Genomic DNA, 15496 nt, shown 5'->3' with positions numbered 1-15496 from the left:
CGCGGCCATGGCACCCACCCCACGCGAGCTCAAACCCGCCAGCTCCGCGGGGGACTTGTTCGGAGCGGAGCAGCGACGGCTGCGCGTCGCCGCCGGGTTGTCCCTCGACCGCCTCGCGGAGATCGTCAACTACAGCAAGTCCCATCTCCACGGCGTGGAAGTGGGGGAACGCCGCCTCCCCTTACCCCCGCTCCCGGAGAAGCTGGACGCCGCGTTCGGCACGGGGATCTTGTTCACCGGCCTGTGGCAGATCACCAAACGCGAGCGCGTTGCCGTGCGTTTCGATGCCTGCCTCGAGTTGGAGTCGCGCGCCGTCCGGATCCAGGAGTACGGCGCGAACATCGTCCCCGGCCTCCTGCAGACGGAGGCTTATATGCGTGCCCTGTTCGAGAAGAACGACGAGCTTTCGTCCTGCAGGGTCGACGAGTTGGTCGCCAAACGGCTGGCGAGACAGGAACGGCTTCACGGGGACAACCCCCCGGACCTCTGGGCCATCATCGACGAAGCGGTTCTGCAACGTGCGGTGGGCGGCGTGCACGTCATGCGCGACCAACTGGCGGCGCTGCTCCCCCTCGCCGACACACCGCGCACCACGATTCAGGTCGTCCCCTTCTCCATCGGGGGATATCCGATCATGAGCGGAAGCGCGATCCTGCTGACGCTGCCGGACAACTCCACCACGGCCTATCAGGAGGGCGCCGGCTACGGTGAGGCGATGGACGGGAAGGACTTCGTCGCCCGCCGGATGCGCGAGTACGATCGCATCAAAGCATGCGCTGCGTCGCCCTCCGACTCCGCGGCGTTGATCCAAGCGGCACTGGAGAAGTTCACCTCATGCGAACCGGCCGGCCAGCGAGCGCCCTGCTGTGGCAGAAGTCCAGCTACAGCGGCAACGAGGACGGCCACGCGTGCGTAGAGGTCGCCATCGGCGGCGCCTCCACCGTCGCGGTGCGCGACAGCAAGGACCCCGAGGGCTCCGTCCTCACCTTCACTCCGGCCGCGTGGGCGGACTTCCTGAGCGCCGTCCGCGAGGGCACCCTCTGACCGCTCAGCGGACGATCGCCTCGTTCTCGCGCACGGTGACCGTCGTGGGTGCGGCGGATTCGCCGTCGGGCAGTGCGGGGGTGGCGGCCGCGGGACCGTCCGGGTTCGCGGAAGGCGTCCAGTGCACCTTCCAGACGATGGACGTGTTCAGGGTGTAGCCGCCGTGCGGCGAGGCCCTGCGGTAGGTGACATTGCAGGGGGCGCCGTGGGTGTCCAGTCGGTACGTCCCGCCGTCGTTGGTGAGCGGGTACGTGCAGGTGGCCGGATCGGCGTCGGGCGTGCCCGCGTCGACCCGCAGCTCGTACGGTTCCGCGACCGTCGTCGCCGCGACGTGGACACCGGCTGCGCGGTTGTTCAGGCTCGCGGTCACGGTGACGCGTTGCAGCGGAAGGGTGAACGTCAACTCCGTCGCAAGGTTGACGAGTTGACTCTCCGGCGGCGGCTTCAGCGTCACCGGCGGCGCGGGCAGCACGGTGTCCGCGTACGCCAGCCCGGCGAGCGTCCTCGGGTCGATGGCCGGCTTGTCCGCCGGCGGCTTCCCCGGCGGAATCCAGGCCCAGTCGTCGATGCCCGCACACTCACCGGCCCTGCTGAGGTCTGGGACCTCCAAGGTCCACCAAGCGCCCTTGTCGCCCTGGTGATAGTTGTCCACGCCGTACTGCCTCGCCATGTCGGCGAAGGCGTTCTGGTCCGACACGTAGTGACTGTTGAGGTAGTCCTCGAACTGCTTGGGGGTGAACCTCGGTTCGTACCAGCACGCCGGTGGCGACCACTGCGCACCCTGCACCGGCGCCATCTTCGGCCCCGGCCCGTTGTAGCTGCGCTCGTAGCGCACCTCGGAGGTGATGGTCGTGGAAGGAGGCGGGGTCTTGTGGTCGGACGGCGGGGTCTTCGTGTTGCCCCACGGCCCGGCAGCACTCGGCCACGCGAGCACGAGGAGGGACGCCTCCACCGCGGCTAAGGCCAACAGCAGCCTGCTGCTCCTGGCGGTCACCGTTCGCAGCTCTTGGCTCGGTCCTGCGACTTGTAGTTCGCCATCTGCCAGGTCCCGTCCGCCGACTTCCGCATGAGAACCGTGTGGAACGTGAAATCGTCCAGGCTCGGCGCGGTCATGATGGCCTTGCCCGACTTGGTGTCCTTGCCGTGCGAGTTGCGTTCGCTCTGGCAGAAGGTGACTCCGGCGGTCGTCGCGCCCGTGACGTTGACCTTCCGGTCGTAGAAGAGAACCGTGCCGGTGATCGACTCGTGGTTGCTCTTCCCCCAGCCGATCTTGGAGGACCAGTCCTCGGCCGCCGACTCGATCACGTACCTGTGGAACTGGGTGACGGCCGGGTCCAACTTGGCGATAGCCAGGAAGATCGCCTGCAACCCGTACCCCTGGTCCCGAAGGACCGCGTCCTTGACCGCGTCCCCCGTCGTGTCCGGGTCCACGACGACCTTGACGTCCGGCGGGAAGTCGAACGTCGGCGCCCCTGGCGCCGACGTGGTGGTCGGGGGAGCCGTCGTCGCGCTGGCGCTGGGTGCCCCGGCCGGCGTGCCCGTGGTGGTCGCGGCGATCTTCTTGTCCCCGCCGCCACCGCAGGCGGTGAGGACGAGAGCGGCCGCGGCCAGCGTGCAGGCTGCTGCGGTAACGGTCGTTCGGCGTGCCATCGTGAGGCCTGTCTCCCGTGTGGACTGCGCGTCTCGGCGCCGGACTCGGCATCGCGCTCGCGACCCCGTCGCGCGGGAGACGGCCGTACGGGCGGGCGTCGGCAACGCCCCCCGTTCCGCCCCATCAGTCGTCGGCAGCCACTCATGCAACGCCCAAGTACCGTACGGTAGCCGCCGCTCACGCACCGCGTCCACGCGACTGCGCACTCATCGCAATGAGTACACAAGCGGATGGCGCCGCGCCGGACAGGTGGACGCGGCACCTACCTGCCCGGAAACGCCGAACGGCGCCCTCGCGAGAGGGCGCCGTCGGCGCATGGGATGAGTGGAGATGGCGGGAATCGAACCCGCGTCCTGTGGTGCGGAACCAGGGCTTCTCCGAGCGCAGTCCGCTGTGCTTTTCTCGGCCCCGGCAGTCACGCGGACAAGCCGCCGACGGGCCCAGCCACTGTGAGTTCTCCCGCCGTGCCCCGTGGCCGGGCTCGGCGGTTGAGTCCCCTAAATGATGCCAGGATCCGGGTCGGGAACAGCCCCGGGCTGACACTCCGCAGAGTCTTCGCTAGCTGCTAATTAGGCAGCGAGAGCGAAGGCGGAGGAATCGCGCTTGGAATTGGCGATTATTGGTTTCGGCATATGGTTTACGAGATCATTGCCGCTTCCTCGGCTCGCTTCCCCTGCTTCGACATCCCCAGTCGAAACCGATCATCCCCATGTGGTGTTTTCAAGGTGCACCACCCACGTCGGGGTGGCTGATGCCCATCGTAGTGGAAGAACGCCGACCCGTGCCAGCGCATTCCCCGCCCGGCAACCCGGGCGTCACCTGCGGCTCGGCCGATCCGCTGGGCCGATCCGCCCAGCCGAGCCCAGCCCAGCCCGGCCCGGCCCGGTCGTAGGCTAGGCGCGCTGCCGGCGCCGCGCCGAGGAGATCGCGCGGTCCGTCTCGCGGCGGTCCTGCTTCTCCCGCAGCGTCTGCCGCTTGTCGTACTCCTTCTTGCCCTTCGCGAGGGCGATCTCGACCTTCACCCGGCCGTCCTTGAAGTACAGGGCGAGCGGGATCACGGTGTGGCCCGTCTCCTGCGACTTCTGGTCGAGCTTGTCGATCTCCGCGCGGTGCAGCAGCATCTTCCGCTTACGCCGTGCGGAGTGGTTGGTCCAGGTTCCCTGGGTGTACTCGGGGATGTGCACGTTGTACAGCCACGCCTCGTTCCCCTCGAGCTGCGCGAAGCCGTCGACCAGCGACGCGCGGCCCAGACGCAGGGACTTGACCTCGGTGCCGGTGAGCACCAGGCCCGCCTCGTAGGTGTCGAGGATGTGGTAGTCGTGCCGCGCCTTCTTGTTCTGCGCGATCATCTTGCGACCGGTCTCTTTAGCCATAACCGAGCCATTCTCCCACTACGAGGGGGCTCCGAGGCCAGCGAATACCTCGCGGCTGTCGACGACGGGGTCCTGGCCGTCGGGCACCTGCACGTCGGGGGCGATGCCCTGGCCGTCGACGCTGCGGCCGTCCGGGAGGTCGTAGTGGCCCACGGTCAGCTCGGCCACCGAGCCGTCGGGGAGGGTGCTGGGCATCTGCACCGAGCCCTTGCCGAAGGTGCGGGTGCCGATCACGACCGCCCGGCCGCGGTCCTGCAGCGCCCCGGCCAGCAGTTCCGCGGCGCTCATCGTGCCCCCGTCGACCAGCACCACGAGCGGGACGTGCGTGTCGCCGCCGGGCTGCGCGTACAGGGCCCGCTGGCTGCCGTGCACGTCGTAGGTGGCGACCAGCCCGCCGTCCAGGAACGCCGACGCGACCGCGACGGCCTCGGTGACGAGCCCGCCGGAGTTGCCGCGCAGGTCCAGCAGGACGCCGCGCGGGGCGTCCCGCACGGCGGCCCGGACCTGGGCGCCGACACCGCGGGTGAACGCGTCGACCGCGACGACGGTCGGCCCGTCGGCGGGCCTGCTCACCGTGACCGCCTCCGTGGCGAGTGTGGCGCGGTGCAGCGGCACCGTCCAGCTGCGCGTACCCCGCTGCACACCGAGCGTGACCTCGCTGCCGGGGACGTTGTCGCCGCGCAGGTCCGCGACGACCTCGGTGACGGCGAGGCCGGTGCACTTCGTGGCGCCGATGGCGGTGAGGACGTCGCCGACCTCGATCCCGGCCCGCAGGGCCGGGCTGCCGTCCTGGACGCGGGCGACCTCGATGCGCCCGCCGTCGATCCGCCGCACCCACAGGCCCACGCCGACGTAGCGGCCGTCGAGCGCTTCCTGGAGGCCGGCGTACTCCTGGGCGGTGTAGAAGGAGGACCAGCGGTCGCCGCTGCGGCTGACGAGTCTCTCGACGGTCGAGGCGCCGACCGTGCCGTCCTGGATCTCCTTGGCGATCCGGCCGGTGTCGAGGGTGCCGGGGCCGCCGGTGCCGGTGGCGGTGTCCTCGTCGGGGTCCGCGCCGGGGTCCTGGGTGGCGTCACCGGTGCCGGTGCCGCCGTACTGCGTCGCGCGCGTCCTGGTGGCCTGCGAGCCGGCCGCGTCGGCGACGGGCGCGGCCTCGATGCGGGATTCGGGCCTGCGCTGCACCGGTTGGGTCAGGCTGCCGGCCGCCGCACCCGTCGCGAGCATGGTGCCGAAGACCAACGTCAGGGTGGCCCCGCGGCGCAGACGGCGGGGCGTCCCGAACAACGGCGGGCCGGACATGGCCGGAAGTCTAGGCGACAAACGGACGCGGTACGGAAAGCTTGCCGGTCTCGCATATGCCACCGCGAGCACCCGTACCGGACGTCACAGACGTACCCACGAGTCGTGCCGGGAGCCGTGGCGGCGACCTGTCCCGGCGTATCAACAAGAGCCCCGCGCACGCCGGATGAGGCGTACGCGGGGCTCTCGCGTGACGTACCGGCCGGGGCCGGATCGGCCCGTCGCCGGGCCGCGGCTCAGACCTTCAGGTAGCGGCGCAGGGCCACGAACGCGGCGAGGGCCGGCATCACGACGCCGATGAGCAGCACCAGCGGGAGCACGCCTATCACCGAGTCCCAGCCCAGGAAGGACACCAGGGGGATCTTGTCCTGGAGCTTCAGGCCCGCGTCGACCATGAAGTAGCGGCCGCCGAGCAGCATCGCGCAGGCGAGGCCGGCGCCCACCAGGCCGGCGAACGCGGCCTCCATGATGAACGGCATCTGGATGTAGAAGCTGGACGCGCCGACGAGCCGCATGATGCCGGTCTCACGCCGGCGGCTGAACGCCGAGACGCGCACGGTGTTGACGATCAGCAGCATGGCCACCGTGAGCATGAACGCCAGCACCACGTAGGCGACCGTGGTCATGCCGCCGAGGAGGTCGAAGAGGTTCTTCAGCACCTCGCGCTGGTCGGACACCGACTGCACGCCGGGGTGGCCGTTGAAGAGGCTGGCGATGATGGCGAACTTCGTCGGGTCCTTCAGCTTGACCCGGTAGTTCTCCTGCATCTGGTCCGGGGTGACCGAACTGGCCAGCGGGGAGCGCTTGAACTGCTCCTGGTAGTGCTTGTAGGCCTGTTCCGCCGACTCGTAGTAGACCTTGTCGACGATCGGCTGCGCCTTGAGCGTCTTGAGGATCTCGGCCTTCTGGTCGTCGGTGACCGCACCGCGTGCGCAGTTGGGCGTCGACGCGGCGTCGCCCTTGTTGCACATGTAGATGGTGACCTGGACCTTGTCGTACCAGTAGCCCTTCATCGAGTCGACCTGCTTGTTGGCGAGCAGGGCGCCACCGGTCAGGGCGAGCGACAGGGCGACCGAGATGACCACGGCGAAGGTCATCGTGAGGTTGCGGCGGAGACCGACGCCGATCTCGGACAGGACGAACTGGGCGCGCATGGGGTGAGGTTCCTTTCGGGGGCGGGCGCTCTACGGGCTGCTCAGCTGTTCGGCTGCGTACCGGCGGGCTCGGCCGCCGGGGCTCAGCGGCTAGTGCTGGTAGCCGTAGACACCGCGCGACTGGTCACGGACCAGCCGCCCCTTCTCCAGCTCGATGACACGCTTGCGCATCTGGTCGACGATGTTCTGGTCGTGGGTGGCCATCACCACGGTGGTACCGGTCCTGTTGATCCGGTCGAGCAGGCGCATGATGCCGACCGAGGTCTGCGGGTCCAGGTTTCCGGTGGGCTCGTCCGCGATCAGCAGCATGGGCCGGTTGACGAAGGCCCGGGCGATGGCGACGCGCTGCTGCTCACCGCCGGACAGCTCGCCCGGCATGCGGTCCTCCTTGCCGGCCAGGCCGACGAGGTCGAGCACCTCGGGGACGGTCTTCCGGATGGTGCCGCGGGGCTTGCCGATCACCTCGAGGGCGAAGGCCACGTTCTCCGCGACGGTCTTGTTGGGGAGCAGCCGGAAGTCCTGGAACACGGTGCCGAGCTGGCGCCGCATGTGCGGGACCTTCCAGTTCGACAGGCGGGCCAGGTCCTTGCCGAGAACATGGACCATGCCGGTGTCGGTGCGCTCCTCGCGCAGGATCAGCCGCAGGAAAGTGGACTTTCCCGAACCGGAGGAACCCACCAGGAAGACGAATTCCCCCTTTTCGATCTCCAGCGAGACGTCCCGGAGCGCAGGACGGTTCTGCTTGGGGTAGGTCTTGGTGACGCTGTCGAATCGGATCACGTTCGCACCAGGTTTGCGGGGTGAGCGGACAGGGGATGGGGGCGACACTACGCGAAGGTGCGGGCGCTGCGCAGTCGCCGTGGAGGGTTGGTGGCCTTGCCCACAGGGCATACCGGACAAGCCCGTCATTGGCCCCGCCCGCCCCGTGATCCGGACCCCGCGTTCCGGCTGCGGGGGGCGGCATCCACCAGAACCTGGCACAGTGGAAGCAAGGGTCTACGTCCCCCAGAGGGAGTAGAGCACAGGCCCCCGGGAACGATTCGTGAACCGGGGGCGTTCACCGGACGGAGGAGGAGATCGCATGACGTGCGACCGACTGGTGTGTGCGAACTGCGCCGGCCCGGTGAGCGAGGGCCGCTGCCCCGTGTGCCGTGCGAGCCGTGCGCGTATGCAGCAGGAGAAGCTGGAGAACCCCTGGTCCTCCATCTCCCCCGCCGCCCTGATCGCCCTCCTCGTGGCCCTCCTGGCCGTCGCCCTGGTCGTCGAACACGCCACGGCGTAACGCTCCGCGATTCATCACTCCGCGTATCCGCCCGATCGCGCCGTGCGCTTGCGCCGTCAGCGGAGCTGTGCCTTCCGTTCGGCGTCCACGACCAGCGCACCGAGTTCGCGACTCGACATCCCGAGCCTCGGCACGATCACCCCGCAGACGCCGGCGCCTGGACGCGGGCGATGTTGACGATTCCCACGACTCGCACGAGGTCGTCGAAGTCCCCCACGGCCGCTACGGGCCCGGGGTCGCCCAGTGCCCGCCGGAGCACCGCCTCGGTGACGTCGGCGCGCGGACTCTCCTCGAACGGGAACGCCGCGACCTCGGCGGCCAAATCCTGCACCTTCTCGAGGTCCCATTCGGGCCCGAAGTAGCGACGAACCGGTGCCCCATCCCCGTTCTGGTGCCCGCGCCGCCGCAGTAGGGCGGGTCGGGCAGCAGCAAGGCGGGGCCCGGACTGGATGGTCCAGGCCCCGCCTTGGGGTGTGCGAGGTGCTGCCCGGGTGGGGATCAGGCGGCGGTGTTGTCGCGGCGCGCGCCGGCGAGGCGCGGGGTGAAGCGGAAGCCGACGCCGCCCGCGATCAGGGCCGCGGCGCCGATCAGCATGAAGGTGGTGCCGTTCGAACCGGTCTCGGCGAGCTGGCTCGTGGTGGAGCCCTGCGGGACCTGCTGGGTGTTGTCGGGGCCGGGGTTGTTGTTCCCGCAGTCGACACTGTCCCCGGTCAGGGTGCAGGTGTTGTTGTTGCCACCCGAGGTCGACGAGCCACCGCTGGACGACGACGAGCCACCCGTGGACGAGGAACCACCGCTGGTGGTGGAGGAGCCCCCGCTGTTGCCGCCACTCGTGGTCGAGCCACCGGAGTTGCCGTTGGAGCCGCCGTTGGCCGACGTCCCACCGTTGTCGGAGGTCCCACCGTTGTCGGAGGTGCCGCCGTTGTCCGACGTTCCGCCGTTGTCGGACGTTCCGCCGTTGTCGGAGGTGCCGCCGTTGTCCGACGTCCCGCCGTTGTCCGACGTTCCGCCGTTGTCGGAGGTGCCGCCGTTGTCCGACGTTCCGCCGTTGTCGGACGTTCCGCCGTTGTCGGAGGTGCCGCCGTTGTCGGACGTTCCGCCGTTGTCGGAGGTGCCGCCGTTGTCCGACGTTCCGCCATTGTCGGAGGTGCCGCCGTTGTCGGACGTCCCACCGTTGTCCGACGTCCCGCCGTTGTCGGAGGAGCCACCGATGGACACGGTGCCGCCGACGGTGACGGAACCACCGTCGTCGGAACCGCCGATGGAGGTCTGGCCACCGATGGTGCCGCCGTCCGACTCGCCGTCAAGCGGCTTGACCTGCGCGCTGCTGCCGTTCGTCGTCACAGCCTGGGCTGCGCCCACGGCCGTCAGGGAGGCGCCGGCCGCGATCACCGCAGCTGCGGCGATGCGCGTCATGCGCAGCCGTGTGCTGGCTTTGGCCCTGCTCATATTCTCAAGTACCCCCAGTAGATGTCTGCTTGGGGCCGCGCCGCTGTGGAGGTGCGCCGTGCCACTGGGAGGACCGGCTTGCGCTCACCCCCGTGCGCCTACGCCTCGTTCACGCGCATGCCGCGCAACACCCTCGCGGCTTTCCCCGGGAGCGTCAAGGTCATTAAGCACACAATGCGCGAATTGCCCGACTGTGCCCGGCAGTTCTCCACATCACTGTGACATGACGGGTGCGAAAGGGCTTACGCGTCGGCCTTCTCACGGGACTTGCGCCAGCGGATGCCCGCCTCGATGAAGCCGTCGATGTCGCCGTCGAGGACGGACTGGGGGTTGCCGACCTCGTGATCGGTGCGCAGGTCCTTGACCATCTGGTACGGGTGCAGGACATACGAACGCATCTGGTTGCCCCAGGAGTTGCCGCCGTCGCTCTTGCCGAGCGAGTCCAGCAGGGCCTGCTCCTCCTGGCGGCGCCGCTCCAGCAGCTTGGCCTGGAGGACGTTCATCGCGCTGGCCTTGTTCTGGATCTGCGAGCGCTCGTTCTGGCAGGAGACCACGATGCCGGTGGGGATGTGGGTGATGCGGACCGCGGAGTCCGTGGTGTTGACGCCCTGGCCGCCGGGGCCGGACGCGCGGTACACGTCGATGCGCAGCTCGCCCTCGTCGATGTCGACGTGGTCGGACTGCTCCACGACGGGCAGCACCTCGACGCCCGCGAAGGACGTCTGGCGGCGGCCCTGGTTGTCGAAGGGGCTGATCCGCACCAGGCGGTGCGTGCCCTGCTCGACCGAGAGGGTGCCGTACGCGTACGGCGCCTTCACCACGAAGGTGGTGGACTTGATGCCGGCCTCTTCCGCGTACGAGGTCTCGTAGACCTCGGTGGAGTAGCCGTGGCGCTCGGCCCACCGCAGGTACATCCGCTGGAGCTGCTCGGCGAAGTCCGCCGCGTCCACACCGCCGGCCTCGGCCCGGATGTTGACGAGCGCCTCGCGGGCGTCGTACTCGCCGGACAGCAGGGTGCGGACCTCCATCTCGTCCAGCGCCTTGCGGACGGACTCCAGCTCGGCCTCGGCCTCGGTGCGGGTGTCCGCGTCGTTCTCGGCCTCCGCGAGTTCGAAGAGGACGGAGAGGTCGTCGATCCGGCCCCGGAGTGCCTCGACCTTGCGCAGCTCGGCCTGGAGGTGCGACAGCCGGCTGGTGACCTTCTGCGCGTTCTCCGGGTCGTCCCACAGGGAGGGGGCCGCGGCCTGCTCCTCGAGCACGGCAATGTCGCCCCTCATCCTGTCGAGGTCGAGAACGGCCTCGATCGACCCCATGGTCGAGGACAGGGACTTCAGCTCTTCGGATACATCGACGATCGCCACGCATCCAGCCTACCGGCTGGTCCGGCGGACCAGTCCCGCTGTCCACAGGCCTGGGACGGCGCGCCGCGCGAGTGGCGACTGAGGCGCCCCAACGGCCCGCGCGGGCCGACCGTGGGGCCGTCCAGGCGGGCGTGGAGCCCGTCTAGGCGGGCAGCGCGGCGGTGGACGCGGTGAGCGTGCCGCCGGATGTGAGGGCGAACACCTCCAGCGTCCGCCCGTGGGCGACGGCCCCCAGGCTGCCGGCCAGCCCGGCGGGCAGGGCGGCGGCGGGGCCGGGCGGGGAGCTCTGCATGCCGCCGGCCAGGACGTACAGGCGGTCCCCCGCGGACAGCGCCTCGGGCCGGTCGGCACTGCTGCCGGCGGAGGAAGCGGAGGACGCCGACGCGTCCAGGCCGTCGACCGGGCCGGACGGCCGCCACGCCCCGGCGGAGAACGGCAACCGCAGCACCGCGCCGTCGGCCTTGCGGACCACGAACGCGTCGAGGGTGCCGGGCGCCCGGGAGACGAGGGCCGGCGCGGAGGTGATGCGGCCGGCCGTCGGGACCAGCGCCCACGCGTTCCAGCGGGAGCCGACCAGCGAGGCCGTCACCAGGTCGCCGCCGACCCGTCCGACCAGGTCGATCCGCCCGGGCGAGGACGAGGCCGCGGCGGGCGCCGCGTCGAACCGGGTCCGCTCGTCCACCTGCGACCAGGCGCTCCAGTAACCGCTCGCGTACGTACGGCGATACAGCAGGCCGTCCGTGCCGAGCGCGAACAGGTCGATCCGGCCGGCCCTGGCCGAGACGACGGCGGGGTCGTCGGCGACGCTGATCCCGGTGAGCTTGTGCCACGCTCCGTAGCCGGAGCCGTCGTGGACGACGTACCAGACGTTCTTGTCCTCGCCGCGGGCGAAGACGTACGTGGCGCCGTCCACCTCCAGGGCGCGCGGCCCGCCGGTGAGGCGGACGCCCGCGGCCGGGGCGGCGTGCGGCGCCGACCACTGCGGCAGGGCGACGGGCGCGCCGGTGCGGCCCTGCGGTGAGGCCGCCCCGGCGGTCGGCGCGTTCGGCGTGCCCTGCGAGGTGTGGGCGGAGTCCTTGGGGGTGGCGGTGGTGGCGCCGGTCGACGGCGCGTGGTCGTCACGGGACGTGCCGGAGCCGGACTTGCCGTCCGAGCCGGCCGAGGCGATGCCCCAGCCGCCGATGCCCGCGACGGCCAGCGCGGCGGCGGCCGCGGCCGCGAAGGTGATGCGGCGCTGCCGGACCGCGTCCGAGACGGCCCGGTGCCGGGGGCTGGCCGGGCGGCCCGCGGCGGACGCCCTGAGGCCGCTCGCGGCGCCGTTGCCGTTCTTGCCGCCCTTTCCGGTCTTCCCGGTCTTGCCTCCGCGGGGCGCGTAGCCGGCCAGCTCCTCGGCGGTGGGCAGCCTGATGCTGGTGTGGGTGTCGCGGCTGGAGTCCGGCGCGGAACCCCGCACCAGCGGCACGGCGCCGCGCGGGCGGTCCTGCGCGGAGTAATCGCCGCCCGCGTCGGGCGAGTCGTGGAACGGGGGCGGCGGCAGCAGCGCGTCCTGCTCCTCGTCCTCCTCGTCCCCGTAGGGGGATTCGGCGGTCTGCCCGTCAACTCCCGGCGGCACCACGTCCAGTGCGGGAACGCCCGCGAGACCGGGCAGCAACTCGCGCAGGCGCAGGCCGAGTTCGCGGGCGGTGAGTCGGGACGCCGGGGCTTTCGCCAGGCACTGGGCGAGGATCTGCCACAGCTCGCCGGGCAGGTCGGGCAGCGGCTGCACGGTCTCGGTGACGTGCCGTCGCAGCACCGCGCCGGGGTGGCCGCCGCCGAACGGGGTGAATCCGGCGACGAGTTCGTACAGCACGGTGGCCAGCGCGTAGATGTCGACGGACGCGCGCGGCGGCAGGCCCTCGATGATCTCCGGCGCGAGGTAGTCGGGGGTCCCGATGATGCGGGTGGCCCGGGTGCGGCGCGGGGAGTCGACGAGGCGGGCGATGCCGAAGTCGGTGAGCAGGGCGGGCGGGGCGCCGCCGGGGCCGGGCACGGCGGCCGAGTCCAGCAGCACGTTCTCGGGTTTGACGTCGCGGTGGACGACACCGGCCGCGTGCGCGGCGGCCAGGCCGTCGGCGACGTCGGCGGCGATGGCGACGGCCGCTTCGGGGGTCAGGCGGTGGTCGCGCTCCAGGCGCGAGCGCAGGTCGGTGCCGCGCACCAGGTCCATGACCAGGGCGAGGTCGGTGCCGTCGACCACGAGGTCGCGGATGCCGACGATGTGCGGGTGGTCGAGCGAGAGGAGCGCGGTGCGCTCCTGCACGAACCGGCCGACGAGGTCCTGGTCGGAGGCGAGGTCCTCGCGCAGCAGCTTGATGGCGACCGGCCCTTCCGGGCCCTCGCCGAGCCACACCGTGCCCGCGGATCCCCGCCCGAGCACTTGGTGTGCGGTGTACCGGCTGCCGATCTTCCTGGCCAAGGCTTGCTCCGACTCCTCCGAAGTCCGTCGCGCTGGCGACTAGCGTTGGCGACAAAGCTACGCGGAACGGGGGCTGTTCGGGGTACCGGTGCCCAGTGAGGAAGGGTTCTGCCGGAGAAATCACCCTCCAGAAGTCGACAAATCCCCACGGTAAGGGGTCCCGTGGGGTGTCCCCCGCCCCTCGCGAGCTGTTCGCCGCGGGCGGCGGCGCGGCGCAACGGGCGCGCCCCGCGCGGCGTCCGGCCCCCTTGCGAGCCCCTCCGCCCGCGCGGGGCCAGTCCGGACGAGAAGAAGGGTGCGCCCCTTCCAAGGGCGCGGGGAACTGCGCGACGAGCCACGACTCGGCCGCAGTTCACCACCGCCCCAAAGGGGCGATCGCCGTCACCTTCGGACCAACCCGGCCGGTGGCACACACGGGGGCCCTTGATGGTGTCCCGCTGCCCGCGCAGGGCGAACCGCCGTCCGCGCGGGGCGGACCCGGGGGGAGGGTCAGGAGTGGCCGCCGCCTGAGTCACCAGTGATCGCGGAGACCTTGTCCCAAACCGTCTGCGCCCAACTGGACGTCGCGTCCCAGAGGTTGCGCGTGCTGTTGACCCAATCGGGGAGAGGGGTGGTGTACCAGACCACGACGAACACCACGATGAGGACGAGGATCACCGTGAGGCAGCCCTTGAGGCAGCCGAGGCCGGGGATCTTCACCGGGTTGGCGCTGCGCCGCGGCTCCCGCCGCGCAGGCGCCTGCTGCGGCGGCGTGGGCGCCTGGGGGCGCTCGTACCGCTGCGGCTGGCGCTGGGGCTGCCGCTGCGGCTGGGGCGCGTAACCCTGCCCCTGCCCGTACCCCTGCCCGTACCCCTGAGCCTGCCCGTGCCCCTGACCCTGCTGCTGCTGCTGCGGATAGCCGTACCCCGGGGGGTACGGCTGCTGTGCGGGCGGCGCCTGGCGCCGAGGGCGCCGCCGCAGCGGGTCGTCCTCCGGCGCGAGGTATCGCACCTCGGTCTGCTCGTTGCGGTGCCGCGCGGCGCTCAGCTGCGACTCCCAGGGGTGCGGCCCCTGGGCCTGCGGCGGCTGGGCCGGCTGCGGAGGATGAGGGGGCTGCCCCTGCTGGGCCGTCGGCAGGACCCGCGTCCGCTCCGACGGCAGCACGCTGGTGGCGGCGTTCGGGTCGTACGAGGGCGCGGGCCCGCTGCCGCCCGGCAGCACCTGCGTCCGGTCGGAGTCCGACGAGGACGTGCCCGGCACCGGCGTCGGATCGCCGTCGGGACCGAGCAGCGCGGCCACGCCCAGCGCCGCCTCGGCCTGCGCGGGGCTGGCGTGCACACCGATGCCCGACGCGACGACCCGCAGCGCCCGCGCGAGGTTCTCCGCGCTGGGCCGCTGGCCGGGCTCCTTGCGCAGGCAGCGCTCGATGACCGTCCACAGCGGCTCCGGCACGTTGCCGGGCCGGCGCGGCTGCTCGGTCAGGTGGGCCTGGAGCACCTCGATCGCACTGTCGCCGCGGAACGGCGCGCGCCCGGTCACCAGCTCGTACATGAGGACGCCGGCCCCGTACACGTCCACCGCGGACGTCTGAGGACGTCCCTGCGCGGACTCCGGCGCCACGTACGCCGGGGTGCCGACGAACTCGTGGGTGCGGGTGACGCCCGGGGAGTCGGCGAGGCGCGCGATGCCGAAGTCGGTGAGCATCGGGTGCATGCTCTCGGTGCCGTCCTCCGCCGTGGTGGTGGCGAGCAGCACGTTCGCGGGCTTCAGGTCGCGGTGGACCACGCCGTCGGCGTGGCTGGCGGCGAGCGCGTCGGCGACGGCCGCGGTCAGCAGGGACGCGGCGACGGGCGTGAAGGGGCCGTTCTCACGGAGGTAGCGGTGCAGGTCGGGACCGTCGATCAGGTCCATGACCAGCGCGAGCAGGTCGCCCTCGACCACCAGGTCGCGGACCCGGACGATGTGCGGGTGGCGCAGCCGCAGCAGCACCGAGCGCTCGCGCAGGAAGCGCATCACCACGTCGGGGTCGCTCGCGAGCTCCTCCTTGAGCACCTTGACGGCGACGGCGCTGCCGCCCCCCTCGTGCTCCGCACGCACCTGGCCGCGCCATACGGTGCCTGTGGCGCCGCGCCCAAGCGGCTCCTCCAGGAGGTATTTGCTGCCTACCGGCCGCACGTCGTGTGCTCCCTTGCGTGACCCAGCGTGATCGTGTGTGTCGGATTTACGTGGGCCGGCACCGGCCACGCCCCCGATTCTCGCTCAATTCCGGCCAAGCGTAGTGCCGCCGGAGATCCGGTCGCCCGATTCCCACATAGGACGCCGACCGGGGACGGTTGGTTGCCCGGCCGTCACGTCCGTGCCGCCCGGGCGGCTCATACGGGTGACGTCTGCCCCGGGAACGCCGCGGGCAGGCGATCGATTCCGGTCAGGGTCCCGACCGTGACCGGCG

Annotated in this window: 13 protein-coding genes, 1 other RNA gene and 1 pseudogene; 3 read left to right on the top strand and 12 right to left on the bottom strand. The window is 71.3% G+C overall.

The features are described from left to right. Positions 1–7 precede the first annotated feature (7 nt). Entirely contained in the window at positions 8–916 is a 909-nt protein-coding gene (locus BMW99_RS08890) for a helix-turn-helix domain-containing protein (protein WP_069466319.1), read from the top strand. After that, positions 835–1044, top strand: a complete 210-nt coding sequence (locus BMW99_RS08885; protein ID WP_069466318.1) for a DUF397 domain-containing protein — start codon at positions 835–837, stop codon at positions 1042–1044. Before BMW99_RS08890 ends, BMW99_RS08885 begins: the two co-directional genes overlap by 82 nt. A gap of 4 nt (positions 1045–1048) precedes the next feature. Here the strand turns inward: BMW99_RS08885 and BMW99_RS08880 are convergent, their stop codons facing one another. The 7 genes from BMW99_RS08880 to ftsE all read right to left on the bottom strand — a co-directional run bounded on the left by BMW99_RS08880 (position 1049) and on the right by ftsE (position 7301). Further along, on the bottom strand, positions 1049–2038 hold the full coding sequence (locus BMW99_RS08880; RefSeq protein WP_141726390.1) for a hypothetical protein: 990 nt from the start codon (positions 2036–2038) through the stop codon (positions 1049–1051). Continuing rightward, positions 2035–2694: a hypothetical protein gene (locus BMW99_RS08875; RefSeq protein WP_069466317.1), complete on the bottom strand. Its 660-nt coding sequence runs from the start codon at positions 2692–2694 to the stop codon at positions 2035–2037. The genes BMW99_RS08880 and BMW99_RS08875 overlap by 4 nt, the downstream gene beginning before the upstream one ends. A 323-nt stretch (positions 2695–3017) precedes the next feature. After that, positions 3018–3404, bottom strand: a transfer-messenger RNA (tmRNA) gene (gene ssrA / locus BMW99_RS08870). Positions 3405–3588: 184 nt separating this feature from the next. Further along, on the bottom strand, positions 3589–4068 hold the full coding sequence (gene smpB, locus BMW99_RS08865; RefSeq protein WP_069466316.1) for an SsrA-binding protein SmpB: 480 nt from the start codon (positions 4066–4068) through the stop codon (positions 3589–3591). An 18-nt stretch (positions 4069–4086) separates the two neighbouring features. Continuing rightward, complete coding sequence (locus BMW99_RS08860) at positions 4087–5367, bottom strand: S41 family peptidase (protein ID WP_069466315.1); 1281 nt, start codon at positions 5365–5367, stop codon at positions 4087–4089. A gap of 236 nt (positions 5368–5603) precedes the next feature. Continuing rightward, the gene (gene ftsX, locus BMW99_RS08855; RefSeq protein ID WP_069466314.1) at positions 5604–6521 is read right to left on the bottom strand and encodes a permease-like cell division protein FtsX; all 918 of its coding nucleotides are present in this window, start codon (positions 6519–6521) and stop codon (positions 5604–5606) included. Between the two features lie 90 nt (positions 6522–6611). Next, positions 6612–7301 carry a cell division ATP-binding protein FtsE gene (gene ftsE, locus BMW99_RS08850; RefSeq protein WP_069466313.1) on the bottom strand — a complete coding sequence of 230 codons (690 nt, stop codon included), beginning with the start codon at positions 7299–7301 and terminating at the stop codon, positions 6612–6614. 301 nt (positions 7302–7602) lie between these two features. Between ftsE and BMW99_RS08845 the strand changes: the two genes are divergently transcribed. Continuing rightward, a complete protein-coding gene (locus BMW99_RS08845) occupies positions 7603–7803 on the top strand; it encodes a hypothetical protein (protein WP_075016571.1) in 201 nt (66 codons plus the stop codon). Between the two features lie 136 nt (positions 7804–7939). Here BMW99_RS08845 and BMW99_RS08840 read toward each other — a convergent pair whose 3' ends face one another. From BMW99_RS08840 to BMW99_RS08820, 5 genes and pseudogenes are all read right to left on the bottom strand, one after another. After that, positions 7940–8125: a hypothetical protein gene (locus tag BMW99_RS08840; RefSeq protein WP_075016570.1), complete on the bottom strand. Its 186-nt coding sequence runs from the start codon at positions 8123–8125 to the stop codon at positions 7940–7942. A 176-nt stretch (positions 8126–8301) separates the two neighbouring features. After that, the gene (locus BMW99_RS39985) at positions 8302–9252 is read right to left on the bottom strand and encodes an LPXTG cell wall anchor domain-containing protein (protein WP_069467284.1); all 951 of its coding nucleotides are present in this window, start codon (positions 9250–9252) and stop codon (positions 8302–8304) included. Between the two features lie 242 nt (positions 9253–9494). Next, the gene (prfB, locus tag BMW99_RS08830) at positions 9495–10613 is read right to left on the bottom strand and encodes a peptide chain release factor 2 (protein ID WP_069467285.1); all 1119 of its coding nucleotides are present in this window, start codon (positions 10611–10613) and stop codon (positions 9495–9497) included. 1144 nt (positions 10614–11757) lie between these two features. Further along, positions 11758–13068 (bottom strand): annotated as a pseudogene (locus tag BMW99_RS41995) (serine/threonine-protein kinase); the annotation flags it as partial. 489 nt (positions 13069–13557) lie between these two features. After that, entirely contained in the window at positions 13558–15222 is a 1665-nt protein-coding gene (locus BMW99_RS08820) for a serine/threonine-protein kinase (RefSeq protein WP_069466322.1), read from the bottom strand. Positions 15223–15496: the final 274 nt, after the last annotated feature.

The organism is Actinacidiphila rubida (genome assembly GCF_900110255.1).
Classification (GTDB): domain Bacteria; phylum Actinomycetota; class Actinomycetes; order Streptomycetales; family Streptomycetaceae; genus Actinacidiphila; species Actinacidiphila rubida.
The sequence above is the reverse complement of the archived record's forward strand: the minus strand, read 5'-3'. Positions and strand labels throughout refer to the sequence as shown.

Coding starts and splice junctions, on each gene's coding strand:
- BMW99_RS08890 (WP_069466319.1), top strand. CDS start 8: ATGGCACCCACCCCACGCGAGCTCAAACCCGCCAGCTCCGCGGGGGAC.
- BMW99_RS08885 (WP_069466318.1), top strand. CDS start 835: ATGCGAACCGGCCGGCCAGCGAGCGCCCTGCTGTGGCAGAAGTCCAGC.
- BMW99_RS08875 (WP_069466317.1), bottom strand. CDS start 2,694: ATGGCACGCCGAACGACCGTTACCGCAGCAGCCTGCACGCTGGCCGCG.
- smpB (WP_069466316.1), bottom strand. CDS start 4,068: ATGGCTAAAGAGACCGGTCGCAAGATGATCGCGCAGAACAAGAAGGCG.
- BMW99_RS08860 (WP_069466315.1), bottom strand. CDS start 5,367: ATGTCCGGCCCGCCGTTGTTCGGGACGCCCCGCCGTCTGCGCCGCGGG.
- ftsX (WP_069466314.1), bottom strand. CDS start 6,521: ATGCGCGCCCAGTTCGTCCTGTCCGAGATCGGCGTCGGTCTCCGCCGC.
- BMW99_RS08845 (WP_075016571.1), top strand. CDS start 7,603: ATGACGTGCGACCGACTGGTGTGTGCGAACTGCGCCGGCCCGGTGAGC.
- BMW99_RS39985 (WP_069467284.1), bottom strand. CDS start 9,252: ATGAGCAGGGCCAAAGCCAGCACACGGCTGCGCATGACGCGCATCGCC.